Here is a 23,995-nt window from a genome sequence, read left to right as displayed (position 1 = left end):
TTTTACTCAGTTGCTAGCTGTTATGACCAGCGTTCTTATTTGCTGGTTTGTAAAGCCAAAAACTACTGCTGCAAAAGCTGCACTGGTAGCAGCTGTCTTTGTTATTAATAATAGTGCTCTCATTTATGGTTTGACTGAGTTTTGGGGTGAGCGCTTTCATGTCTATCTAGTCGTCAGTATTTTGCAAGGTTTTATGCTTTATGCTGGTCTGATAACGGCTGCGGTGGCGCTACTCGTTTATCAGCTTTTTAAGCGAAAATCTCGTCCAATACTCTTGCGTACCTTTGCCATTACAGTTTATGTCGCCATTGTTAGCTTAGCGGTATTTAATGCTTATTCGCCCGTCGTACATCGTTTAACAGTCACTATAGATAAGACGCTGGATAAGCCAATGGATATCGCGCTTGTCTCTGATACGCATCTGGGCAGATGGTTTGGCAATCGACAGATAAAGAAAATGGTAAGCCTTATCGATGCGCAACATCCCGATGTCGTGGTTATCGCTGGCGACATTATGAATGACAATACCATTGCTTACGATAATACGAATATGCATGAGCAGCTATCAAAGCTAAAGGCACCGCTTGGCGTTTATGCGACTTTAGGTAATCACGATTATTTTGGTTATGAAAAGCAGATCACTCAAGCGGTGGAAGAGGCTGGCATCAAAGCCCTTGATAATGAGAGTGTACTATTAAATGACTCAGTATGGCTGGTAGGGCGCTCAGATGACATCGATCGTACCAGACTGTCAGCTGAGGAGTTATTAACGCAAGTACAGACAGATAAACCAGTGCTATTTTTAGAACATCGTCCTAGCGCGATGGATGAGGTCAGCGCCCTGCCAGTCGATTTGCATCTGTCTGGGCATACCCATGGCGGGCAGATATTCCCGTTAACGACGCTGATGGATTGGTTGACACCGCTAAACTATGGCAGCAAAAAAATAGCCGATACGCAGTTTTTGGTGACCTCTGGTTATGGCATCGGTCCCGTACCATTTAGACTGGGTACGCGTTCTGAGGTTTGGATAATTACGTTGCAGTCTGGTGTATGAGCTATTTAAATAAAAAGTGTTACCCTTATGATAAAGCCTCTACCATATCTAAATGGTAGAGGCTTTTATTTGCTGCTAGGCTGGTTAATAGCTACTTTGCTTGTCTGGTTAGCTAAAAACATACTGCATTGACACCATCATACTCAGGGATTCTTCATGCGCTACGCATTTTTCATTACCATTTTTGCGCTATTGCAGCTCTTTAGTGTCGGCGCTGCTCTAAGCGTGCAATGGTGGTTACAACCTTGGCAGACAGCAGGTTTGCAAACTTCGGTATGGGTCATCATATTTGTTATTACTAATGCTTTGCTGCTACTCAGTGTCAATAGAGCATTTGCCAATAGCTATCGCTGGATCAGTGGTTGGATGTTGGCCATGCACTTTATGCTATTGACGGCTTTAGTTACCAGCTTATTTTATGGTGGCTATTGGCTAATCACATTGCTAACCGGTGATGTGCTGGCTACATCGGCTACCGTCGATTTTGGGTTGCGCATATTGGCATTGGCAGTATTTATCGGGTTATTTGTTTATGCTCTATACAGCGCTTATGCGCCTGTGGTGCGTGAGTTATCTATTGATATTGATAAGCCTTTGGTCAAGCCGCTACGTATTGCGGTCGCTAGCGATTTGCATATCGGGAGATTGTTTGGGATTGGCGCAATAGATAGGCTGCATCGTCTTATTGTGCAGCATAAAGCAGACATATTGCTGATGCCAGGCGATATCATGGATGACAATATACAGGCATTTACCACATATAAAATGGCAGAAAACTTGGCTGAGTTATGCAAAAGCCTGCCGTATGGGGTCTATGCAACTTTAGGCAATCATGATTTGTACGGGCACGAGCAGCCAATTGTCCAAGCGTTGCGTACTGCTGGCGTGCAGTTATTAAATGACGAAGTCATACGCCTCACGCACCAAGGGCAAGCGTTTTGGCTGATGGGACGCTTCGACAATCATAAGCGTCAGCGCGTCCCGACGACTGAGCTACTGGCGCAGGTCAATAGCGCTGAGCCGCTGATATTGTTAGACCACAGACCAAGTGATATTGCTGAGCACAGCCAAATGCCGATTGATTTGCAGCTCTCTGGGCATACCCATAACGGTCAGATATTCCCCGCCAACTTCATTGTCAGTGCCATCAACCGCTTGGGTTATGGCTATGAGGTTATCAATGACAGTCACTTTGTGGTGTCATCTGGTTACGGCTTTTGGGGCATTCCGTTTCGACTGGGCTCGCGCTCAGAGATTTGGCTCATCACCCTCACTGGTCAGTAGGTCTTGCACAAAACAAGCAAACGCCTTGATAATATAGCTTGTCTGATTGCCAAGACCTTGATGGACACTCATCAAGTTAATAAAACCATGCGGTGCGCCTAGCACTGTATAAGTTTCTACCTTAACGCCTTCTTTTTGCAAAAGCTCAGCATAAGCCAGCCCTTCATCTCGCAAGATATCTAATTCCGCAACGACGACATAGCTGGGACACAGGTGCGCATTGTCACCGTGCATGACTGAGATAAGCGGGTGAGACTGCGCTAGACCACTATGCTGAGTGTAGGCAGTATTAAAGACGTTTGCATCGTTGTGATCGAGCAGCAAGCCTTCACTATAAAGCTCCCAACTCGGATATTCAGCCTCATAATCAGTGACAGGGTAGAGCGGCAATTGAGCTAAAGGTCGCGGCAAATCAGCCAGTGAATTTTTAAAAGTATCATTGGCTTTTTTATCAGTCTCAGCAGTTTGATTATTATCTTGCCATAGTGCATCGATAGGCTTAATAACCTGCTGCGCCACCAGTGCTGCCAAGCAACCACCCGCACTATCACCAGACAATACGATGCGCGATGGCAATGCACCAAGTGACTGAGAATGTTTAGCCAACCAAGCATACGCCGACAGACAGTCTTTAAGGGCTGTTGGCGCTGGATATTCAGGTGCCATGCGGTAGTCGACGCTCACGACTGCCCAGCCATTTTGGGCGCAGACCGTATGACAAAACTCATGATGCGTGTCGATATCACCAATACAAAATCCGCCGCCATGAAAAAACAGCATGGCGACTTCATCCGCACTTTTTCTCTCATTATTCTGCTTCGTCTGCTGGTAGCAGCGCACGGTCATGTCACCACCGTCAGCGTTGGCAATGGTTCTATCTTGCCAGCTGACGGCGTTCTCTGAATTTCCTGAGACATTCGCATTTTGTTGCCAAACGCTAGGCGCTTGCAACGACACCGCATCTGTACCAAATTTCTGCCGTAGGTTGGGTAGCTTATCCAGTGCTAATGGGCGCTTGAGCTTATTACTGACCGCAAGTATCAGGCGCAGATGGGCGTCAGCGAGGGGATATTGCTCCGCTGTAGACGCTTTTAATTGGTGATTAACTCGTTCGAGTAGCGGCGTTGGCAGATTATCCAACCCTTTTAGCGTATGGTGCAAAACATGATGCTGGTGCGCATTTTTAGCGGCTGTTGTTTTGACGGTCTTAAGCGTTTTTGTCAATAAAGCATTGAGCGATGGCACTGGTAAAATAGGCATAAACCCTCTCTTGTAATCGATGTTTAAACAAAGTTAATCGGCTTTATAAGTGAACGATTAATATAGCAGTTAATCATAAGATTTATATGAGGGTCTGTTGAACATTCAAATATTAGGACTGCTGATCGCTAAAATCGCATCAAACTAGGCGTAAACCGACGAGAATGTCGAGACCTTAGCTAGGTTTACAACAACGTTTGGGGTGGTTTTAGCATCAGCCCTTTGGGGCAGGGCTATTTTTTGCCAATACATGGCGAAATTATCTAACCTGGAATGACTAGGCGTCAAAAATTTCACTGCGTATTGTCTAAAAAATAGCCACTGCCAGTGCCACATTTGAGTGTTCAACAGACCCTACATTCCAATCTATCTTAAAAGCTGGTCACCATAAAGTTAAGCGTGGCTCGGTGACAAAAACATCATCATTTGTACCCGTCATTTATCTTAACGTTGAGTGCTTTTTATAGTGTTAGTGACGATAATCCCTACGCCTTGCAATGATTTATCCTGCTAAAACAAAAAATTCCTTAGGTTAGGCTTGAAATTTATGCTCATCACCTTTATCAAGCAGCTATTGAAGCGCATTTACAAAAAGAATGAACGAAAACAGTTAGGCCATTAATAACAGCACAATGACCAGTGTTTGGTCAGTTTATCGTGCCTTAAAACCAACCTTTATTATTAATAATCCTAAGGAGCTACCATGAGCGAGCAGAATAACAATCACGAATCCCCTGAGCACAATGTGTCGCATGACAATATTGAGCACGCTGAGAGTATTTTAGAAGAAACCATGAAAGAATTTGATCCAAAAAACAACTCAGACGCTGATGCCAATGAGACGATCGAAAATGACATCGATATCGACACCTTTAAAGCGCGTATCGCTGAGTTAGAAGGCGAGGTTAAGCAGGCCAAAGAAGGTACCGCCCGTGCCAATGCTGAAGCCTATAATGCGCAAAAACGTATGGAACAAGAAGCGGATAAAAGTAAAAAATTCGCCTTACAAAAATTTGCCAAAGAGTTGTTAGAAATCGTTGATAACTTAGAGCGTGCTATCGAAAGTGCGAATGCAAATGATCCAGTCGCCGAAGGGGTGCAACTGACTCACAAAGCATTGGTCGCTGTCTTGAATAAAAACGGCGTAGAAGTGGTTGAACCACAAGGTGAAAAGTTCAACGCTGATTTTCATGAAGCGGTAGGCATCGACCCAGACGCTGAAGCGGATACCGTCGGTACAGTACTGCAAAAAGGTTATAGCTTGAATGGCCGCCTCTTGCGTCCTGCGATGGTTCGTGTCGGTCAATAGGACTTAACACTTGATTTTAAATGGTTAAACCTTACTTAAATTAAGGGTTTTGACAAAAAATCACACAAAAGACTGTGTTTGCGTGGTTATTGACTTGAAAAAATGTACGGTCAAACCGATATAAAGCAACAAGTGACCGGCTATGGTCTGATATGCAAAGGTTTGATATGTAAAGTTCCGTATGGTTCATACAGCATGGCTGAATAAGTGCAGGCAACCCATACGGTTAGCAATACAAACATTTATATTTAAAAACAAATTAGGAGCAATTGATTATGGGTAAAGTAATTGGTATTGATTTAGGTACAACCAACTCATGTGTGGCAGTGATGGAAGGTGACAAGGTTAAAGTCATCGAAAATGCTGAAGGTACTCGTACTACACCATCGATCGTCGCCTATAAGGATGACGAAATTCTCGTTGGTCAGTCAGCCAAGCGTCAAGCCGTCACCAACCCAAACAATACTTTGTTTGCGATTAAGCGTCTGATTGGTCGTCGTTTTGATGACAAAGTCGTGCAAAAAGACATCGGCATGGTGCCTTACAAAATCGCCAAAGCAGACAACGGTGATGCATGGGTAGAAGTCAACGGCAAAAAACTAGCGCCACCACAGGTTTCTGCTGAAATCTTGAAAAAAATGAAAAAAACAGCTGAAGACTATCTTGGTGAAAGCGTGACTGAAGCAGTAGTAACGGTACCGGCTTACTTCAATGATTCACAGCGTCAAGCAACCAAAGATGCGGGTAAAATTGCTGGTCTTGATGTAAAACGTATCATCAACGAGCCAACAGCAGCGGCCCTTGCTTATGGCATGGACAAAAAGCAAGGCGACAGTACGGTTGCTGTATATGACTTAGGTGGTGGTACTTTTGACGTATCAATCATCGAAATCGCTGATGTCGATGGCGAGCAGCAGTTTGAAGTACTAGCAACCAACGGTGATACTTTCCTTGGTGGTGAAGACTTTGACTCAGCATTGATTGATTACTTAGTAGACGAGTTCAAAAAAGACCAAGACGTTAACCTAAAAGGTGACTCTCTTGCGATGCAGCGTCTAAAAGAAGCCGCAGAAAAAGCGAAAATTGAATTATCAAGTGCGCAAAGTACTGAAGTAAACTTGCCGTATATCACTGCTGATAGCAGTGGTCCTAAGCATTTGGTCGTGACTATCAGCCGCTCAAAACTTGAGAGCTTAACGGAAGCGCTAGTACAACGTACCATGGGTCCTTGTAAGATTGCCCTTGAAGATGCTGGTCTAAAAATCGGCGATGTCGATGACGTCATCTTAGTTGGTGGTCAGACTCGTATGCCATTAGTACAACAAAAAGTACAAGAGTTCTTCGGTCAAGAGCCACGTAAAGATGTGAACCCTGACGAAGCAGTCGCTGCTGGTGCGGCCATTCAAGGTGCGGTATTGTCTGGTGACAAAACTGATGTCCTATTGCTTGACGTAACGCCATTGACCCTTGGTATCGAAACAATGGGTGGTGTGATGACGCCAGTGATCGAGAAAAACACCATGATTCCTACTAAGAAATCACAGGTATTCTCAACCGCTGAAGACAACCAGCCAGCAGTAACCATTCAGGTGTATCAAGGTGAGCGTAAAATCGCCAACCAAAACAAACAGCTTGGTCGTTTTGACTTGACGGACATTCCACCTGCGCCACGTGGTCTACCGCAAATCGAAGTCACCTTTGACATCAACGCTGACGGTATCATGAACATCTCAGCAACGGACAAAGGTACTGGTAAAGCACAAAGTATCCAGATCAAAGCGGATTCTGGCTTGTCGGATGAAGAAGTTGAACAAATGGTTCGTGATGCAGAAGCCAACGCGGCTGAAGATGAGAAGTTCGCTAACCTAGCGCAAGTACGTAACGAAGCAGATGGTCGTATCCATGCGGTACAAAAAGCACTAAAAGAAGCTGCAGATAAAGTCACTGATGAAGAAAAGTCAACAGTAGAGACGGCTATCACTGAGCTTGAAGCAGCGGCAAAAGAAGACGACCATGATGACATCAAAGCCAAGCTTGAAGCGTTAGACAATGCTTTCTTGCCAGTCAGTCAGAAGATTTATGCTGATGCAGGCGCTGGCGCCGAAGGTATGGATCCAAGCCAGTTCCAACAAGGTGCTGACGGTGCAGCAGATAGCAGCCAAGCCGACGATGACGTAGTCGATGCTGAGTTCACTGAAGTAGACGAAGATAAAAAATAATACGGCTACTAACTAGTTAGATTAAAAAACGCATCCTTCGGGGTGCGTTTTTTTATGGCTATAATTTCTGTTTGTAGGGTCTGTTGAACATTCAAATATCCGCAATACCGTCGCGTTTTTAGGATATTTTGACTATATAGCTGATTTAGGGTTTAAACGCACTCACGGTCAGTACTTCATACGTCAAATTGACGCAAGGCTGGCCACCTTCGTTTTGTGCAGAAAAATGCTGCCAATAATCTGACTCAAACTGTTGTAAACGCGCTTTCGTCCATCTAAAAGGTTGCGTGTTCCTTGACGATACTTGCGTTTGACTGGTTGAGACACCCGTAAGTTTCATATGCTTCAACACAGCATAAGGGCTGATAAATGGTAAGTCGAAACGCTCAATTGAAAGCTCGATATGCTCAAAGCCAGCATTCGTTAATACTGACTGCCATTCAGTGATATCTGGGTAATCAAGGCCTTGACCCGTTAGCGCTTTAATTTGCAAAAAATTATTGGGCGTAAAGGTGCTGAAGAGTAGTTGACCTGAAGTCTGTAGACGGTGTGCTGATTGCGTGACAAAATTCAACGGATTATCAAACCACTGCACTGCATTGGCACTGACTATCAAACTGTGTATTCCTTCCAAGTCCATGGTTTCACCATCGCCAATCGCTATGTCAGCCGTTGGTAAAATTGATTGCAAGGTAGCTGCTTGTTCAGCGCATAATTCATTGATCAGCCAATGCTGACTTTGAACATGTTCAGCCAGTAGTCGTGTCATTTGACCGGTACCCGCACCGACTTCTAATACACTGCTTTGTTTGGTATGAGCAATGTTTTCTAGTAAATACTGACAGACTGTCTGCTGAATACTGGCATGCTGGTCATAGTCGCTGGCACTGGCAAAATGGCGAGCGATGATTTGTTTCCTAGCACTGAGGTCATTAGGTATGTCGAGTGTTTTCATACGGCTTATTACATCCAAGTAAGTCCATTATCGGTCGATAGTAGGACTGACATCTCGGTTAGATGACAGACTTATAATTGTTCTATCAACTGCTCGCAGTCTTCGTTGGTTAGTTTGGCATTCATGACCAAGCGAATACGAGCGGTGTTCGCAGGAACGGTAGGTGGTCTGATGGGCAGCGCGTAAAACCCTGCTGCTTGTAATTGTTGCGCTTTGGCAATAGCACGTCCATTATCGCCCAGTATATAGGGGATAATGGGTGAGTCGTAGCGGATATGTTGAGTGATTGGCGAGGTGTGATGTCGTTGTGCAATGGCTTGACTGAGCTTTACAGAGATCTGAGCCAAGTGGGCACGTTGGTCAATGAGGTTTGGCATTTTTGCTAAAATAAAGCGCGTCCAGGCGTGATTGATGGGCGGTAGGGCGGTGCTAAAAATCAGCGGACGCATGGTGTTAATGAGCCATTGCTTGACGATGTCATCGCACATGATATAAGCGCCAACTGACGCAAACGCTTTACCAAAGGTACCGACCAAATAATCAATATCCGCCAACGTCTGTGTTTCTTCTGCGAGCCCCAATCCGGTATCTCCTAAGACACCAATGGCATGTGCCTCATCGACATACAACTCAATGCGGCTGTCTGCGGCTTTTAGTTGTACCAATTGCTGTAAGTCGGCACGGTCACCATCCATACTAAATATACTCTCGGTGACAATGATGATGCGTTCAACCGTCTCGTCTGCTTGTTCAATAAACTTGGCTAAATGCTCGTAATCGTTATGACGGTAACGACGATAGGTGACAAGTTTACTTTGGCTCAAGCGCATCCCATCGATAATGCTGGCATGCACTAGCTTGTCAGCCAAAATGAGTGTTTTGACTGGCAAAGTTGTTAATGCTGGCAAGATACCTAGGTTGGCGTGATAGCCACTGTTAAATACCAATACTGACTTTGAGTATGATTCTGGTTCTGAGGCAGATATATCCTGTCTGCATGCAGCGGCTTGATACCATTCCTGCAGCTCGCATTCCAGTGCTTGCAGCTGGGTATCGTTGCCTGTGAGCAGCCGCGAGGAAGTCGCACTCATCTTAGGTCGCTTCACCACTGGTAACTGTTGTATCTGCTCAAGGAGCTCAGTTTGCAGCTCAGTATCACCACCCAAGCCTAAGTAGTCGTTACTGGCAATGTTCAGCAGTGTCTTGCCTTGGCTGACGACATAGCGCCCTTGATGTTCTAGGCTTGGCAAACAACGATATTGCTGCTGGGACTTCAAATGGATCAATGATTCGTGCAGCTGCGCCACTATAGAACTTGCCATATTGAAATATTCCTTCTTTTATTTTTGGCTTTTTGGCATGAATAGAGTGCTTGATGAGTAGGAAGTATTGCACAAATTGGCTACTTGTAACAAAAAGTTTCATATCTCGGTGTTTGTAACCCATAGGCTGATAAACGCTTGCAAATCTTAACCCGGATGCCATCAAACACAGACAGACTGTATGAAATACTTTGTTACTATATACCCATCGTTAGCAAACAAGGCGATATGGCTAAAAACGCCCACTATAAATAAATAACTTGTTTGTCCACATAAGTTGAAGGAGCTAATAATGAAAACTCTACAAAAAACTCTATTTGCACTAGCAGCTGGTTCTTTATTAACGGTCAGTGCACAAGCAGCCGTTTCTTATGGCAACGGTTATACTGGTCAACCGTATGTAGGTGTTAAAGTCGGTCAGTTTGACTTAGACGTTGACAATGCTGATGACCCAACTGCTTATGGTGTATACGGTGGTTATAACTTCGATCCTAACTTTGGTATTGAAGCAGAATATATCGGCTCAGATGATGCTGATTACCGCAATGGCGACCTTGATGCCAAGACTTACGGCGCATACGGTACTTACCGTTATCAGTTTCCAAACACAGGCCTCTATGCCAAAGGTAAACTCGGTGTCGCCAAAACTGAAGTAGAAGGTGACTATACTGCTGGTCCAGTGAGAGTGTCAAACTCTACAAGTGACACAGGTATCGCTGGCGGTGTCGGTCTAGGCTACTCAGTAAACCCTGACTTCGGTATCGAAGCTGAATACGCGATGATGGACAGCGATGTTGATGCCAAGTTGCTAACCGTTGGTGCACATCTAAAGTTCTAATTCACAAAGTTTAAAGTTATAAAGTTTTAAGCCATCGGGCAGATGGCTGATTCATTATAAAAATAAGAGATAGCTATTCTTATGGTCGTCTCTTACCATCACAATCCATATAAAAGCAATTAATAAAAAAATCTTAGGAGAATACAATGAAAATTCTACAAAAAACATTACTCGCACTAGCCGCTGGTTCTTTAGTAAGCATGGGTGCACAAGCCGCCGTCTCTTATGGCAATGGTTATACTGGTCAACCATACGTAGGTGTTAAAGTCGGTCAGTTTGACCTAGACGTCGATGGCGCTGATGATCCAACCGCTTATGGTGTGTACGGTGGGTACAACTTTGATCCTAACTTCGGTATCGAAGCAGAGTATGTCGGCTCAGATGACGCTGACTACCGTGGCGGTGATATCGATGCTAAAAGCTACGGTGCGTACGGTACTTACCGTTACCAGTTCCCAAATACGGGCCTATATGCCAAAGGTAAATTAGGGGTTGCTAAAACTGAGATAGAGGGTGACTTTACCCGCAATGTTGGTAACACTGAAATCAGAACTGAGACTTACTCAGAAAGTGATACGAGTCTTGCTGGTGGTGTCGGTCTTGGTTATTCAGTCAACCCTAACTTTAGCGTAGAAGCTGAATATGATAAGTTAGGTAGCGATGCAGATCTTATGACAGTTGGTGCACATCTAAAATTCTAAATACTTGCTAGTCAATTATAGAATAAAAAACGATCGCTTTGGCGGTCGTTTTTTTTGTACGAAAAAAATACGGTTGAAGTCACTAAAAAAGAATGCATTAAAAATAATCTTCTGCTAGAATCGCGAATTCAACAATAGTTCAGCTCACTTATGTGCTCTGTTATGTCCACTCAGGCTACATTTTAGTTTTATTTAATAGGAAGACAGATGAATACTTTACAAAAAGCTTTGATCGCATTATCAGTTGGTTCTTTAATGAGTATTAGTGCGCAAGCAGCCATCAACTATGCTGGTCAACCATACGTAGGTGTCAAAGTCGGTCAGTTTGACCTAGACGTCGATGGCGCTGATGATCCAACCGCTTATGGTGTGTACGGTGGGTACAACTTTGATCCTAACTTCGGTATCGAAGCCGAGTATGTCGGCTCAGATGACGCTGACTACCGTGGCGGTGATATCGATGCTAAAAGCTACGGTGCGTACGGTACTTACCGTTATCAGTTCCCAAATACGGGCCTATATGCCAAAGGTAAATTAGGGGTTGCTAAAACTGAGATAGAGGGTGACTTTACCCGCAATGTTGGTAACACTGAAATCAGAACTGAGACTTACTCAGAAAGTGATACGAGTCTTGCTGGTGGTGTCGGTCTTGGTTATTCAGTCAACCCTAACTTTAGCGTAGAAGCTGAATATGATAAGTTAGGTAGCGATGCAGATCTTATGACAGTTGGTGCACATCTAAAATTCTAAATGCTTGCTAGTCAATTATAGAATAAAAAACGATCACATATGTGGTCGTTTTTTTTGTTTCAGGCTTTCATGAGCACTTATTGAGCTTTTGTTTCTACTCAGGGAAGCGGTAGCAGTATATTAATGATTTTTAAGGCATTATCACGCTAGAAATGTGCTACATTGAAAGCTAGAATGACAAAGACAGGGAATATATCAATGATGGAGACTCTCTGGATGATTGAACCGTGGCATTGGCTGGTATTGGGTTTTGTGCTGCTGATTGTCGAGATGTTTGTTCCGACATTTGCCAGCCTTTGGTTCGGCGCTGCTGCTATCATCGTGGCGGCACTGTCGTGGCTATTACCCATTTCGTTAACTATCCAGATTGTGATTTGGCTGATACTTTCTGCGGTGTTTTTATTGGCATGGTTTAAATTTATTAAACCTTTATCAGTAGATCGTACCAAAGCGGGATTGGGTGGCAGCGTTATTATCGGTGAGACCGGTATGATTATCGTGCCACCGCAGCCTGAGAGAGCGGGCATGGTACGGTTTAGTGTGCCTATCGTTGGGGCCGCTGAATGGATGTGCCGCACGCAAGGAGAACAAGTGGCCGTCGGTGATCGGGTAATCGTGACCGATATCGTTGGTAATGAATTGGTTGTCAGTAGTATGAAGTCGCAGGCAGCGATACCTAAGAGTATGTAAATATAATAATTAAGCAAATATAATGATAGAGGTGGAATATGGAAAGTTTCAGTATTGTCATGATCGTTTTGATCGCGCTGGTAGTGTTTACCGTATTTAAAGGCGTGCGGATCGTACCGCAGGGTTATAAGTGGGTCGTGCAGCGCCTCGGTAAATATAGTCAAACGCTAGAACCTGGGCTAAACCTCATTATTCCTTACGTTGATGATGTGGCTTATAAGGTGACCACCAAAGATATCGTGCTCGATATTCCGTCTCAAGAAGTTATCACGCGCGATAACGTGGTTATTATCGCGAATGCTGTCGCTTATATTAATATTGTGCGCCCTGATAAGGCAGTATATGGTATCGAAGATTATGAATATGGTATTCGTAATTTGGTGCAGACGTCTTTGCGTTCCATCATCGGTGAGATGGATTTGGATAGTGCATTATCTAGCCGTGATGAAATCAAAACCAAGCTAAAGCATGCCATCTCAGAAGATATTGCAGATTGGGGTATCACCCTAAAAACCGTAGAGATTCAAGATATTAACCCATCGCAAACCATGCAAGCGTCAATGGAAGAGCAAGCGGCGGCAGAGCGCCTACGTCGTGCGACAGTGACCCGTGCTGATGGTCAAAAGCAAGCCGCTATCCTAGAGGCAGACGGTCGCCTAGAAGCCTCACGCCGTGATGCTGAAGCGCAGGTAGTACTGGCAAAAGGGTCAGAGGAGTCGATTCGTTTGATTACCGCGGCAATGGGCACAGAAGAGATGCCAATTGTCTATTTACTCGGTGAGCAATATATCAAGTCGATTCGTCAGTTAGCTGAATCTGACAATGCAAAAATGGTGGTATTACCGGCTGACATCCTCAGTACAGTCAAAGGGATGGTAGGCGATAAGCTTAAGGTTTAGTGCTTAAATTATGAATCATATCATTCAAACTTAAGCTTGGTAGTTAACAGCCTTTATGCTAAACCAAAAAAAGACCTCGCTTGAGGTCTTTTTTATTGCTCATAATCAACTCAAAAACCAGTCTAGTTAGATAACTTTAGAAAAGCGATTTTGCTGCTTATTTGTCAGATACTCATCAAACACCATCGCGACGTTGCGACCAAGCAGGCGACCTTTTGGTAAGACTCGAATTCCAGCAGCATCCATATCGACGAGCTTATCGTCTTGCATCTCACCCAATTGCTGAATCTCATCAATGAAGTAAGTAATCGCATCGATACCGAATTTCTGATTCACGTCTTTAAAGTCGATATAGTCATGACAGAGTAGCTTCATAATCACATATTCACGCAAGCGATCTTTAATCGATGTCTTGATAACTTTTACTGCTGGCATGACAGCAAGATTGCTTTTTGCCGCATCGATATTGGCTTGATATGCTTGTAAGTCTGTCTCATTTTGCAAAATGTAACGGGTATTGGCGTTGGCAATTTGACTGATGGATGAGACGCCAAAGCCTATCAAGTCGCAGTCACCCATGATGGTGTAGCCTTGAAAGTTACGATGTAGGTTGCCCTCGCGCTGCGCTATGGCTAACTCGTCATCAGGCTTAGCAAAGTGATCAATACCGATATATTGATAGCCCGCCTCGGTCAGCGTATTGATGGTATTGCCGAGCATCGCAAGCTTAGCCGCCGGCTCTGGCAGGTCTGCTTCTTTGATTTGACGCTGGGCCTTAAAGCGTTCTGGCAGATGCGCGTAGTTAAAGACTGACAGACGATCTGGTGACATCTCGATGATGCGGCGTACGGTTTTATCCAAGGTCGCAGGCGTTTGATGCGGTAGGCCATAAATCAGATCCACATTGATAGAATGAAAACCAAGCTCGCGCGCTTCAGTGAGCACATTTTCGATCATTTCTGCCGAATGCATGCGATTGACGGCGATTTGTACCGTTTCGTCCAAGTCTTGCACCCCTAAGCTGATGCGATTAAAACCAAGATTGCGTAGCGTTTTTAAGGTGTCATCACCCAGCTCGCGCGGGTCAATTTCAATAGAATAGTCGCCTTCATCTTCAGGTAAGAATTCAAATTGGGTCTGCAAAAATGCCCAAAGTTGACTCATCTCTTCATCACGTAAAAATGTCGGCGTACCACCACCTAAGTGCAGCTGCTTAACGAGTGGTTTACTGCTGCCCTCTGGCGTGGTCAATAAGTGTCGTTTGTGCTTAATTTCCGCGATGAGATATTGCAGATAATCGCCGGAGTCGCTGTTTTTTTTAGTGATAATTTTATTGCAAGCACAGTAATAGCAAAGATGGCGACAGAATGGAATATGAAAATAGAGCGATAATGGCGCGCGCGCTTCACGATTCTGCAGAATTTTTATTTCTAAGTCATCAGGGATTGGGGAGAACTCTAAAGCAGTCGGATAAGAGGTGTAACGAGGCCCTGAACGATTGTATTTATTAATAATCGCTTCATCAAATGCAGGTAGCTGCTTGGTCATAATACTGCCGCGCGTACTGGCATAAGGGTTGTCTGGCTGCATAACAGGGCGTGTGGTCGTCGGCTGCTCTCCGGCACGATTATAAGGTTGCTCAGTGTTTGGTTCGGTATATTCTGTCATGCGGCATTCCTCGTGTTGACCATATATATTGCTGTTTATTTATCACAAAGTGCACAGCCATATTTATGTCTAAATAGATAGACGCTAGTATAGCAAATCCTTGTGAACAGTAGGGTGTTTGACCCTTGTTAATCTTCTTAAGATTTCGTTGTTGTCTATTCATTGTTTTCTAAAAAGACCGTTAGTTTCTGCCGCTCACTGGCTGTTAACTCGTCAGCGATATCTATCAAAAATACCTGTTTTAGCTGCATTAATACTTCGTCTACGCTTGTCAAAATGCTACTTTTACTGGGTTTGCCCACTTGATGTCGCTGATATTTATGGTTCAATAGAGTATGCCTTACGCCGTCATTATCAAGCCTTGAAGCCATAAGTCTGCGTTTAAAAGGGGAGTTAGGGTAAGTGGAGATATACCAACTGCCGACCACCATATCTATTTTAATTTGTGGTAATAAGTCAAAGACGTAGAGCATCTGCCATTCTGACTTAACCTCACAACATAAGAGGTAGCGTTCATAGTTTACTTGGGCATGTGGCAATATGGGATTTTCGATTTGATTTTCAAAACTGTTGTCTTTGATGATTTTATAACGACCATGCGGTGTGGTTTGTATCTGCGAAGCATTTTGACTGTCGTTATTTTTTTGATTAGTGTCTTCTTGGTTATAAGTGAACAGCAACGGCGCGCTGGGCACTAGGCCACCATAACCCACATCAACCAAATAGTTTTGGCCATCGATGCTCACCATAATGGCCATGTGCGTGCGAGCATTGTGCCTCTCAAGCTGATTGTTGATGGTCACTACCCCAGTAATGATTCTCGCCTCATAACCCAAGTGGCGCAGCAGCGCCAAAAATAAGCCATTAAGCTCATAACAGTATCCGCCAGCACGGCGCTCAATGAGCTTGTCATAGATTGAGCGGTCTTCTAAATCAACGGGTCGGTCTACAAGGGTGGTTAAACTTTGAAACGGAAACTGGGTTAAATGCGTAAGCTGTAGGCGTTTTAGGTGTTCTAAGTCGGGTATGATTGGCTGATCAATCTCTGATGCTGTAAACCCAAGTTGTTGCAGATAATGGCTGTAATTAATATTGGTAATAAATAATCCTAGCGTAGTTTCTTTTAAGGAATATCTTCATTTAGATGGCTACAGTGAATGAAAAGTAATATCGATACATCAGGCACTGCTGACATCCATTTTTCTTGCTTGCTGTGCCTGTGTAGACAGAGGCTACAAAAAATTGATATCAGCAATACCGTCGCGTTTTTAGGATGTTTTGACTATATATTTAGATGATTATAGATTGAACTGAAAACATACCCCCGAATAATATTAGCAAAAAACCCCAGAATTTATCTGAGGTCTTGTGTATACGTTTACCGATAGTTACTGCAAATGATCCTCAGATTATTCTCTTAATTCAATCTTATCACCAACTGCTTGCGCGGATATCTCGCCAGCACTAAAGGGGACACGAATCCAATCTTTGGCAGAGTAGCGACGCGTCTGATCACGGTGATAAGGCCGCGTGCTATCTGCTGATTGTGAGTACGCTAATAACGCTTCTACGATCGGTCCTTTGTCATCAAAGGTCACTGTCTGCATATAGGTGGGGCCATTAATAATGGGGCCGTAAGTACCGTCACTGTTTGTTGTGGTTGTCGTCTTAACGCCATTTCTAATGATTTCTCTACCTCGAGACTGTGCGACATTGAAAGCCCCTTCACGACCAAGTCCGCCATGCATAGAGATTTTTTCGTTATTCTTACCGGCATCAATCACGTACTGCAAATCAGCCAAACTTGCATCGAGGGCTATGTTTTTGCTATTAAAGTAAGCAATCGCATCACCCAAAGCGGTACGCGTATTGTCATTAATGATGAGATCACGTGGCGTATTGACGGGGTCGTTGACGTCGAATTTGACCTCAAATGCGGCGTCAGTGGTTTCGGTGAAGTTGACATTGTTCCAAAACTCTCTAAAGACGTGTGCGCCTTTGCTATCAAGGTTGTCACGGCGGTCCCAGTTGCTTAAAACCGTACAGGCTTGCGTGGCATCGATACTGCCGCCAGTGGATAGCGGTAACATAGCGTTGTCATTACAATCAGCCAATACATCATCGAGTACCAGCTCCGCCACGTAGCTACGGTTGCCATAGACGACTTCTTGCATATTTTCCAGATTAAAAGTATTGCCGCCAAGCTCGTCTTTATTGCTTAGTCGATCCAATATTTGAGTAAGTCCCATGCGAGTACGCATCAGTAGGGGAACGCCATCTACGGGATTAGGCCCTAAGAAAGGTACTAAACGCCGACGTAATAATGGCGAGAATCCGGTCAATGGCTCCTCAGGATTGCTCAACCAGTAGCTGTCATTTGAGTTTTCGACATAGTCATCACGAATCAAAAATGGCAAGTTTGAGCGACCAAAAATACCCGCTTGTGGCGAGTCCGCATCAGTGCCCCATTCGCAGGCAGCATCGCTACCGTTTAGTGCTGGCAAGTCTGCTGCGACCAAAGCCCCAAGGAAAGGCCCTGCATTGGCACTACAGGCTTCTAGCTGCTCTTTAGTCACATGCGGCACGGTTGAGATATCAGCATAGAGCGCCTTGCCGTAACGGTCAGTCGCGATGGTATTGACGAACCCAAGACCAAGGGTGTCCTGCATTCTATCGACCAGATCTTCTACACTAGTGGCTTGGTTCATACTGCGCCATTGATTTAACGCACGTGGATTTTCTGAAGCGGCATCGCGAATCGTATAAGCCAGATTGTTAGCGCCCCACGTTGGCAAAAGATCACTAAGGGTATTGGCCGCTAGCATAGGTCCATATTGTGATAAGTATATGGGTCGGACTAGGGTCTGATCATCAGGGAGCTGGATGGTCACATCAACGGCTTCAATATCACGCTGCTCAAGGGCACCATCACTGTTTTTATAGATATACTTCATCGGATCACCAGCCACCAGATTGAGCTGGTAAAGGGTGAAGCGTTTGGCGGTAGAGACGGTATGGCTCCACGCGACGTCCTTATTAAAACCAATATTAGGGAAGGGTTGACCTTGCTGACCGACCCCCATCACGTCAAGCTTGCCTGGCATTGTTAAATGAAACTCATAAAACCGCTGAACGCCTTCCCATGGCTCATGAGGATTGCCATACATTACGCCACTGTCAGTGCCGGTGACCTCGCTACCAAAGGCATAAGCATTACTACCACCATCCATCACATTAATCGTCGTCATATCGAATTTTGGCGCGGATTCTACGACTGGATCTATGTTAGCGCTACGCATTCTAGAGCTGCCCATTACGCTATTTTCTACCGGCGGTGTCGCGGCCACAATCGCGCCGACGAAGTTAGAAAGCCCACCGCGTAGATTGGCTTTGCCATAAAGTGTGAGCAGATCATTGATATCGATTTCGCGTACCCACTCGACACCAGCACAATCGGGATCAATATTGTCAACGCCTGTATCACGCAGATAGCGACTATAACCTGCCGCATAGCCTGTTACAGCATCGATAACCTCTGGATCTTGCGCCGCTAAAAAACTGCTGCGCCTCTCTGGAGAGTTATACCAGGTATAAAATACATCGCTGGCCATATTGCCTTCATCGCCCAAATACAGCATGCTCTGACCACTGGCCACTACGATTTCATGTGCGAGCGAGCAGATATTATCTTCAGCGAAAGCATAGCCGACACCATAACCCAGCCCCTTATAATCCTTGGCAGTAATATGGGGGATACCAAACTGGGTACGCTGAATATCGGCCTCATATGTCGCGGCAGGGGTATCGATATCGTCATCGTTAAAGCTATTGTCATTATCCGAGCAGCCGAATAACGCTAAGGACACGGCCATTGTGAGTAGCGTGAGCGTGGGCGCTCGCTGATTTCTAATCAACATATTCATTGTTTTCACCATCCATGGTTAGTTTTTACGATTTAAGGCGCTGATAATCCATTTATCTAGCCTGCTTTAAACGCTCAATAAATTGCTATTGTTGCTTTTAGTGTACAAATACTCACTAATCATATACCCAAAAGAAAATACTTTGCTAGTCAGTTAACAAAATTATTTGTCAGACAAAAATAAAAGTTAATAATTATTTTATTCTTTCAAATCATGGTGTTAATCATTAAAAACTTAATAGGTAACATTTATTAAAAGATGAGGGCGTGAAGTAGTTGGCTAATATCTCGATATTATCTGCGCTGTTTTCCTTGTTTGACTGTAATTTACCTCCTTTTTATCACTATTTTTAAAATGAGGGCACGGTCTAGGATGCGTACTAGAAAATAGACGTTTAGCAGCAATCAAGCCATTCGAATGATAAAAAACACGACATTTGCGCGTTGATAAATAATGCTCTATTATCAATAGCTCCCTGTATCAGGAAACGCTGATGTCGTTTGCCCAAGTCTATACCCGTTCAGTCGTCGGTTTGCATGCGCCAAAAGTCATTATTGAGGTGCATTTGTCACAAGGCTTGCCCGCATTGACCATCGTCGGTCTGCCAGAAGCTGCTGTGCGCGAGAGTAAAGATAGAGTGCGCTCAGCGATTCTTAATTCTGGATTTCAGTTTCCCAATCGTCGCCTGACGATTAATCTAGCACCAGCAGACCTGCCAAAAGATGGCGCACGGCTGGATTTGCCTATTGCTATTGGCATCTTGGCAGCCAGCGATCAGTTGGATCCAGAGGTACTAGCAGGGTTTGAGTTTATCGGTGAGCTTGCATTAAATGGAAATTTGCGGCAAGTCACTGGCAGCTTGGCCGTTGCTAGAGCCATAAAGGCGGAAGTGTTGGCGTCCAAAGTATTACAGACAGCAGATAATGATGAATCAGAATTGACGGAGCAGGATAAAGAACCACAAACGCCGCAGTTAATCGTGCCGCTCGATAATGGTGCTGAAGCTAGCCGTGTCGAGGGTGTAGAGATATTGGCAGCGGATAGTCTAAAAGCCGTTTGCGATCATCTGCAATCTTTGACCAATCCAAATGCTACTTATGAGCGCTTAGCGATTGTACCGCCAGCTGCGATAGAAAAACACACGGGTTATAAAGTGGACTTGGCTGATGTCAAAGGCCAACATCATGCGAGGCGAGCCTTAGAGATTGCCGCTGCTGGTGGACATTCGCTGTTGTTTACAGGCCCTCCCGGTTCAGGTAAGACGTTGATGGCCTCGCGGCTACCGACTATTTTGCCAGATTTGAGTGCTGAGGATGCGTTAGAAGTTGCTAGCACCTATTCGGTCGCAGACAGTGATTATGATTATGGGACAAGGCCATTTCGCCAAGTTCATCACACCATATCAGCCGTGGCTTTGGTCGGTGGTGGCTCACGTCCCAAACCGGGTGAGATTACCCTTGCCAATAAAGGCGTGTTATTCCTTGACGAATTACCGGAGTTTGATCGTACTGTGTTGGAGGTGCTGCGCCAACCATTAGAGGCGAAGCAAATTACCATCAGTCGTGCCAACTCGCAGATGACCTTTCCAGCCAACTTTCAATTGGTGGCAGCGATGAACCCGTGCCCATGTGGCTATGATGGTGACGGCTCAGCAAGATGTCGTTGTCGTCCCGAGCAGATTAAGCGCTATCAAGATAAGCTATCAGGCCCATTACTCGATCGCATTGATTTGCATATTACTGTGCCGGCGCTACCTATCGCCGACTTGCAAAATGCTCAAGCGGGTGAAACCTCCGAGCAAGTGCGAATTCGGGTCGCTGCCGCCCACAAACATCAATTAAAGCGGCAAAAAAAGGTCAATAATGAGCTAAGTCCTAGCGAGATTGATCAATATATTCAACTAGGAGAGGGCGAGCAGCAGTTATTGCAGTTGGCTCAGCAACGCTTGAATTTATCTGCTCGTGGTTATCATCGAGTTTTGCGCGTTGCTCGTACCATCGCAGACCTCGCTGACAGTACCGATATCACGAGTGCCCATGTGTCTGAAGCATTGAGCTATCGTAGTAAGTAGCTGGCGTGATGTTCAGTAATTTATCATTTATCCTTGTAAAAGATAATCAACCAGTGTGACAAAGTCATCAAACGCTGCGGTAGGATTGAGCTCACGAATATCCTGCCCATAGTTATAACCATAAGACAGTCCAAGGGTGTCCATATTAGCGTTTTGTCCTGCCAATATATCGTTTCTTGAGTCACCAATCATGACCGCTTGTGCTGGAGTTACATCTAAAGCGTCACAAACATGCAGTAGCGGCGCGGGGTCTGGTTTTTTAACAGCTAGACTATCACCGCCCAGCACTTCAGCAAACAAATCCTGCCAGCCAAAGGATTGTAATATTTTGGGAACAAAGCGAATCGGCTTGTTGGTCACTAATGCCAACGTATAGCCTGCATCTTTCAGCTTCTTTAGTCCGCTATCGACATATGGGTAGGCAACGGTTTTGCTACCGCTAATATTATTGTAAGCCTCAAAAAATACCTGCTCGGCATGATCAGCTTCCTCGACCGTCAACTCACCTTCTAACACCTCTACCTTACCCACCATCGCGCGCTCGACCAGCATTCTTGAGCCATTGCCGACCCAATTACGTATGCTGTCAATAGGGTAGGTCTCTTTGCCGAGCGTGGTCAGCATCGCATTGGTCGCATCAGCCAAATCTGGTACGCTATCGATTAAAGTGCCGTCGAAATCAAAAATTAAAAGTTGCTTATCCATTATTCCTCACTATTGAAAGTCGTTATATTTATTATGTTTGGTATATCGTGCCATACCTTAGCACAGTAGTGTTTTGAGACCAGTCAATTTAGTTATTTACTGTTCTTAATATCATAAACATCAGCAGTCACTCGATATCTTTGTAGCGTTCACGATGCTCTTTTTTCATTTTTAGATACTCTTTGTTCTCGCGGCACTCATCCCATTTTTGTTTAAAAATACGCGCGGACTCTGCTTTAATCGGATCTTCCTCTTGCCGTGGTAGCTCTGCACGACCATGTGCGCCGCTTTGGCCTTTTTTATCATCAGGTACTGGGCCTTTATATTTTTTACCGCCTTTATGATTGGCATAGCGACGGGCGCGGGTATAACCCATTTGGATAAATTTGCGCGCCATATCGGCACCGACAAAGTCATCGGCAGCCAGATAATCTAAAAACATTTGATAAATTGTCTCGCTGCTTTCAGTTGCAATATCAGGCGTGGCGAAGCGCCAGTGCGGCAGTATCTCAGACTTATAAGGCTCTACCAATAATACGCCTTGCTCACCGCGACCGACGCGATACAGCTCAGGCTGCGCCCGCAAGTCTAGGTTTTTATAATCCAAATCATAATCAAACTCTCTCATCGCTTATCCCTATTAGCATTTATCTGTCTTATTTAGCATTATCATTGCTATCGAGTATACTGAGCACTGCCGTCTAAAAAACAGCACAGAAATGTTATGCAACCGTGACAGTAAGCGTTTAGCATAAGTAGCATAGCGAACAGAATCAATCATTGAGCAGGTTTGAGTAGGTTAAGGTCATGACAGTTAATAAAAATATCCTAAATAAAATCAGCTTAGCTGGCGCGACTTTTGCGATGTCGTTAAAAAGGGTACTTATGATATCAGCGCTGCTGCTGATAAGTGTGCTAAGCACCAATGTTGCCCATAGCGCATGGTTTGAGCGTTTGGTTCCGCAAGGTGAGACCTATACGGTACGCGAGATAGATCGTGATTTGGCATTCGTCATTGATGGTTTTATTTATGACGCGCGTACTTCTTGTTTTTTAGCCGTGGGCGATCGGGTGGTGTTTTTTGAAGGCCGTCACGGTATTGATTACCGTGCCACTATTTATGACTTGGATTCACGCGAGCGTTGCGAGGTGTTGTTGCGTCGGCGACTCTGATAACAGATGCTATGGATCAAACAATAAATGCTATTAACGACAGCCATAAAAAAAGCCCCAAACATTGCTGTTTGGAGCTTTTTAGAATTCTTAAACGAATGGTGGCTCGAGGCAGGTTCGAACTGCCGACACACGGATTTTCAATCCGTTGCTCTACCGACTGAGCTATCGAGCCGTCTTCGTTGAGGCGCTATTAAACTAAATATAGACGTTACTGTCAAGTGATTTTTGCATAATAGGCGATAAAAAGGCATAAATAGTCAAATATAAGGTTTTAACCTTAAGATTAATCCTTAACGCGCAGTAGCTCATACTCGCTCATAATACGATGAATATCCGCATCAACAGGGACGAATTCACGCACGCCTTTTTTTACTTCGGCATCATAAACCAGTTTAATAAACTTGGCATCGATAGCACGACCACGATTTTGGCTATGAACAGTAAGATATTGCAAGCGCTTGGCATTGGTCTGTCCATCGTCAAAGCAGGCAACAGCAGCGATGGGCTTATCATTGAACATACCGACGTAAAGCGTTTGACCACGCTTAAAACCCTGCTCAACGAGGCTTAATACCTCGAGACCACTTGGCTGGTTATCATCGCTGTCATACAAATCATGCAAGCGCTCCGAGAGTTCATTCTCACGTGCAGGTTTTTTGATAAGTGGCGCATCCAAACGGTTGATGGCAATCGCTTCTAAGGGCATAATCGGTTCCTATAATGTGAGACAGCACAATGTCATGGAGTGTAGGGCCGTAGAGTATGGGTTCTCAGAGTCGGCGCGAGTAATGATTGATAAAACTGAATCCACTATTTTAGCAGAATGACACGATTTTGTGCGTGGTTTACTGCTCGGTCGTGGCAGGAGTGGTTAGGGTTTGCTATGATGATGATAGACAGTGCTTTATGTGCATAAAGTCTAGGGCGTGTCCTCAATCCAAGCGATTGTATCTAAATAGGCTAAAAATGGCTAAACTTTACCAAACATCGTCAAATAACTGATTAATATCCCGATATTATTTGCGCTATTTTCCTCGTTTGACGGCAATTTATCTCATTTTTATGACCATTTTTAAAATGAGGACACGCCCTAATATTTTGGCTTTTTTAATAAGAATTTTTAGTAAAAATTCTGAATGTTCAACAGACCCTAAGCTTAATTGTTTTA

The 23,995-nt window shown here is 44.5% G+C and carries 20 protein-coding genes and 1 tRNA gene; 11 read left to right on the top strand and 10 right to left on the bottom strand.

The genetic code is table 11. The features are described from left to right. Positions 1 to 22: 22 nt before the first annotated feature. The gene (locus tag AAEY79_RS09755; RefSeq protein ID WP_227687610.1) at positions 23 to 1,057 is read left to right on the top strand and encodes a metallophosphoesterase; all 1,035 of its coding nucleotides are present in this window, start codon (positions 23 to 25) and stop codon (positions 1,055 to 1,057) included. 156 nt (positions 1,058 to 1,213) lie between these two features. Then, positions 1,214 to 2,341 (top strand): metallophosphoesterase, encoded by a 1,128-nt coding sequence (locus tag AAEY79_RS09750; protein WP_025651969.1) that lies wholly within the window; start codon positions 1,214 to 1,216, stop codon positions 2,339 to 2,341. On the opposite strand, the gene AAEY79_RS09745 is transcribed toward AAEY79_RS09750, so the two are convergent. After that, positions 2,306 to 3,601 carry an alpha/beta hydrolase gene (locus AAEY79_RS09745; protein ID WP_201566656.1) on the bottom strand — a complete coding sequence of 432 codons (1,296 nt, stop codon included), beginning with the start codon at positions 3,599 to 3,601 and terminating at the stop codon, positions 2,306 to 2,308. The two genes, AAEY79_RS09750 and AAEY79_RS09745, sit on opposite strands and share 36 nt — an antisense overlap. Positions 3,602 to 4,304: 703 nt before the next feature. On the opposite strand from AAEY79_RS09745, the gene grpE reads away from it, so the two are divergent. Continuing rightward, a complete protein-coding gene (grpE, locus tag AAEY79_RS09740) occupies positions 4,305 to 4,910 on the top strand; it encodes a nucleotide exchange factor GrpE (protein WP_025651967.1) in 606 nt (201 codons plus the stop codon). A 275-nt stretch (positions 4,911 to 5,185) separates the two neighbouring features. Further along, the gene (dnaK, locus tag AAEY79_RS09735) at positions 5,186 to 7,129 is read left to right on the top strand and encodes a molecular chaperone DnaK (RefSeq protein ID WP_025651966.1); all 1,944 of its coding nucleotides are present in this window, start codon (positions 5,186 to 5,188) and stop codon (positions 7,127 to 7,129) included. 145 nt (positions 7,130 to 7,274) lie between these two features. Here dnaK and AAEY79_RS09730 read toward each other — a convergent pair whose 3' ends face one another. Together AAEY79_RS09730 and AAEY79_RS09725 are read right to left on the bottom strand one after the other, a co-directional pair. Then, positions 7,275 to 8,084, bottom strand: coding sequence for a methyltransferase domain-containing protein (locus AAEY79_RS09730; RefSeq protein ID WP_201566658.1), 810 nt, complete (start codon positions 8,082 to 8,084; stop codon positions 7,275 to 7,277). Between the two features lie 71 nt (positions 8,085 to 8,155). Continuing rightward, on the bottom strand, positions 8,156 to 9,406 hold the full coding sequence (locus AAEY79_RS09725; protein WP_352288163.1) for an 8-amino-7-oxononanoate synthase: 1,251 nt from the start codon (positions 9,404 to 9,406) through the stop codon (positions 8,156 to 8,158). A gap of 292 nt (positions 9,407 to 9,698) precedes the next feature. On the opposite strand from AAEY79_RS09725, the gene AAEY79_RS09720 reads away from it, so the two are divergent. The 5 genes from AAEY79_RS09720 to AAEY79_RS09700 all read left to right on the top strand — a co-directional run bounded on the left by AAEY79_RS09720 (position 9,699) and on the right by AAEY79_RS09700 (position 13,284). After that, a complete protein-coding gene (locus AAEY79_RS09720) occupies positions 9,699 to 10,244 on the top strand; it encodes a porin family protein (protein ID WP_025651963.1) in 546 nt (181 codons plus the stop codon). A 146-nt stretch (positions 10,245 to 10,390) separates the two neighbouring features. Then, positions 10,391 to 10,945, top strand: a complete 555-nt coding sequence (locus AAEY79_RS09715) for a porin family protein (RefSeq protein WP_025651962.1) — start codon at positions 10,391 to 10,393, stop codon at positions 10,943 to 10,945. 207 nt (positions 10,946 to 11,152) lie between these two features. Further along, the gene (locus AAEY79_RS09710) at positions 11,153 to 11,695 is read left to right on the top strand and encodes a porin family protein (protein WP_350588209.1); all 543 of its coding nucleotides are present in this window, start codon (positions 11,153 to 11,155) and stop codon (positions 11,693 to 11,695) included. 198 nt (positions 11,696 to 11,893) lie between these two features. Further along, positions 11,894 to 12,385: an NfeD family protein gene (locus AAEY79_RS09705; protein ID WP_051395162.1), complete on the top strand. Its 492-nt coding sequence runs from the start codon at positions 11,894 to 11,896 to the stop codon at positions 12,383 to 12,385. Between the two features lie 38 nt (positions 12,386 to 12,423). Then, positions 12,424 to 13,284: an SPFH domain-containing protein gene (locus AAEY79_RS09700; protein ID WP_201566664.1), complete on the top strand. Its 861-nt coding sequence runs from the start codon at positions 12,424 to 12,426 to the stop codon at positions 13,282 to 13,284. Positions 13,285 to 13,410: 126 nt separating this feature from the next. Here the strand turns inward: AAEY79_RS09700 and hemN are convergent, their stop codons facing one another. From hemN to AAEY79_RS09685, 3 genes are all read right to left on the bottom strand, one after another. Further along, a complete protein-coding gene (gene hemN, locus AAEY79_RS09695; protein ID WP_227691715.1) occupies positions 13,411 to 14,952 on the bottom strand; it encodes an oxygen-independent coproporphyrinogen III oxidase in 1,542 nt (513 codons plus the stop codon). Between the two features lie 155 nt (positions 14,953 to 15,107). After that, positions 15,108 to 15,980 carry an arylamine N-acetyltransferase gene (locus AAEY79_RS09690; protein WP_352288190.1) on the bottom strand — a complete coding sequence of 291 codons (873 nt, stop codon included), beginning with the start codon at positions 15,978 to 15,980 and terminating at the stop codon, positions 15,108 to 15,110. A 381-nt stretch (positions 15,981 to 16,361) separates the two neighbouring features. Continuing rightward, positions 16,362 to 18,875: a penicillin acylase family protein gene (locus AAEY79_RS09685; RefSeq protein WP_352288159.1), complete on the bottom strand. Its 2,514-nt coding sequence runs from the start codon at positions 18,873 to 18,875 to the stop codon at positions 16,362 to 16,364. 493 nt (positions 18,876 to 19,368) lie between these two features. On the opposite strand from AAEY79_RS09685, the gene AAEY79_RS09680 reads away from it, so the two are divergent. Then, complete coding sequence (locus AAEY79_RS09680; protein ID WP_101211858.1) at positions 19,369 to 20,946, top strand: YifB family Mg chelatase-like AAA ATPase; 1,578 nt, start codon at positions 19,369 to 19,371, stop codon at positions 20,944 to 20,946. A gap of 27 nt (positions 20,947 to 20,973) precedes the next feature. Here the strand turns inward: AAEY79_RS09680 and AAEY79_RS09675 are convergent, their stop codons facing one another. Both AAEY79_RS09675 and AAEY79_RS09670 read right to left on the bottom strand, forming a co-directional pair. Beyond that, positions 20,974 to 21,651 (bottom strand): phosphoglycolate phosphatase, encoded by a 678-nt coding sequence (locus AAEY79_RS09675; protein WP_352288156.1) that lies wholly within the window; start codon positions 21,649 to 21,651, stop codon positions 20,974 to 20,976. A 127-nt stretch (positions 21,652 to 21,778) separates the two neighbouring features. Continuing rightward, positions 21,779 to 22,279, bottom strand: coding sequence for a DUF4385 domain-containing protein (locus AAEY79_RS09670; RefSeq protein WP_201577890.1), 501 nt, complete (start codon positions 22,277 to 22,279; stop codon positions 21,779 to 21,781). 179 nt (positions 22,280 to 22,458) lie between these two features. On the opposite strand from AAEY79_RS09670, the gene AAEY79_RS09665 reads away from it, so the two are divergent. Continuing rightward, positions 22,459 to 22,824: a hypothetical protein gene (locus tag AAEY79_RS09665; RefSeq protein ID WP_350588211.1), complete on the top strand. Its 366-nt coding sequence runs from the start codon at positions 22,459 to 22,461 to the stop codon at positions 22,822 to 22,824. Between the two features lie 99 nt (positions 22,825 to 22,923). Here the strand turns inward: AAEY79_RS09665 and AAEY79_RS09660 are convergent. Together AAEY79_RS09660 and AAEY79_RS09655 are read right to left on the bottom strand one after the other, a co-directional pair. After that, positions 22,924 to 22,999 (bottom strand) — tRNA-Phe (locus tag AAEY79_RS09660). Between the two features lie 111 nt (positions 23,000 to 23,110). Further along, positions 23,111 to 23,533, bottom strand: coding sequence for a hypothetical protein (locus tag AAEY79_RS09655; RefSeq protein ID WP_173239079.1), 423 nt, complete (start codon positions 23,531 to 23,533; stop codon positions 23,111 to 23,113). Between the last annotated feature and the right edge of the window lie 462 nt (positions 23,534 to 23,995).

Source organism: Psychrobacter sp. GW64-MNA-CIBAN-0177 (genome assembly GCF_040309585.1).
Lineage (GTDB): Bacteria > Pseudomonadota > Gammaproteobacteria > Pseudomonadales > Moraxellaceae > Psychrobacter > Psychrobacter okhotskensis.
Note: the sequence above shows the minus strand (reverse complement) of the source record. Positions and strands in the feature narration are given on the sequence as shown.

Excerpts from the sequence above, each read along its gene's own strand:
- AAEY79_RS09685 (WP_352288159.1), bottom strand. The coding sequence starts at position 18,875 with ATGAATATGTTGATTAGAAATCAGCGAGCGCCCACGCTCACGCTACTC.
- AAEY79_RS09675 (WP_352288156.1), bottom strand. The coding sequence starts at position 21,651 with ATGGATAAGCAACTTTTAATTTTTGATTTCGACGGCACTTTAATCGAT.
- AAEY79_RS09755 (WP_227687610.1), top strand. The coding sequence starts at position 23 with ATGACCAGCGTTCTTATTTGCTGGTTTGTAAAGCCAAAAACTACTGCT.
- AAEY79_RS09715 (WP_025651962.1), top strand. The coding sequence starts at position 10,391 with ATGAAAATTCTACAAAAAACATTACTCGCACTAGCCGCTGGTTCTTTA.
- AAEY79_RS09705 (WP_051395162.1), top strand. The coding sequence starts at position 11,894 with ATGATGGAGACTCTCTGGATGATTGAACCGTGGCATTGGCTGGTATTG.
- AAEY79_RS09730 (WP_201566658.1), bottom strand. The coding sequence starts at position 8,084 with ATGAAAACACTCGACATACCTAATGACCTCAGTGCTAGGAAACAAATC.
- AAEY79_RS09665 (WP_350588211.1), top strand. The coding sequence starts at position 22,459 with ATGACAGTTAATAAAAATATCCTAAATAAAATCAGCTTAGCTGGCGCG.
- hemN (WP_227691715.1), bottom strand. The coding sequence starts at position 14,952 with ATGACAGAATATACCGAACCAAACACTGAGCAACCTTATAATCGTGCC.
- AAEY79_RS09745 (WP_201566656.1), bottom strand. The coding sequence starts at position 3,601 with ATGCCTATTTTACCAGTGCCATCGCTCAATGCTTTATTGACAAAAACG.
- AAEY79_RS09700 (WP_201566664.1), top strand. The coding sequence starts at position 12,424 with ATGGAAAGTTTCAGTATTGTCATGATCGTTTTGATCGCGCTGGTAGTG.
- AAEY79_RS09670 (WP_201577890.1), bottom strand. The coding sequence starts at position 22,279 with ATGAGAGAGTTTGATTATGATTTGGATTATAAAAACCTAGACTTGCGG.
- AAEY79_RS09710 (WP_350588209.1), top strand. The coding sequence starts at position 11,153 with ATGAATACTTTACAAAAAGCTTTGATCGCATTATCAGTTGGTTCTTTA.
- grpE (WP_025651967.1), top strand. The coding sequence starts at position 4,305 with ATGAGCGAGCAGAATAACAATCACGAATCCCCTGAGCACAATGTGTCG.
- AAEY79_RS09725 (WP_352288163.1), bottom strand. The coding sequence starts at position 9,406 with ATGGCAAGTTCTATAGTGGCGCAGCTGCACGAATCATTGATCCATTTG.
- AAEY79_RS09680 (WP_101211858.1), top strand. The coding sequence starts at position 19,369 with ATGTCGTTTGCCCAAGTCTATACCCGTTCAGTCGTCGGTTTGCATGCG.
- AAEY79_RS09750 (WP_025651969.1), top strand. The coding sequence starts at position 1,214 with ATGCGCTACGCATTTTTCATTACCATTTTTGCGCTATTGCAGCTCTTT.
- AAEY79_RS09655 (WP_173239079.1), bottom strand. The coding sequence starts at position 23,533 with ATGCCCTTAGAAGCGATTGCCATCAACCGTTTGGATGCGCCACTTATC.
- AAEY79_RS09720 (WP_025651963.1), top strand. The coding sequence starts at position 9,699 with ATGAAAACTCTACAAAAAACTCTATTTGCACTAGCAGCTGGTTCTTTA.
- dnaK (WP_025651966.1), top strand. The coding sequence starts at position 5,186 with ATGGGTAAAGTAATTGGTATTGATTTAGGTACAACCAACTCATGTGTG.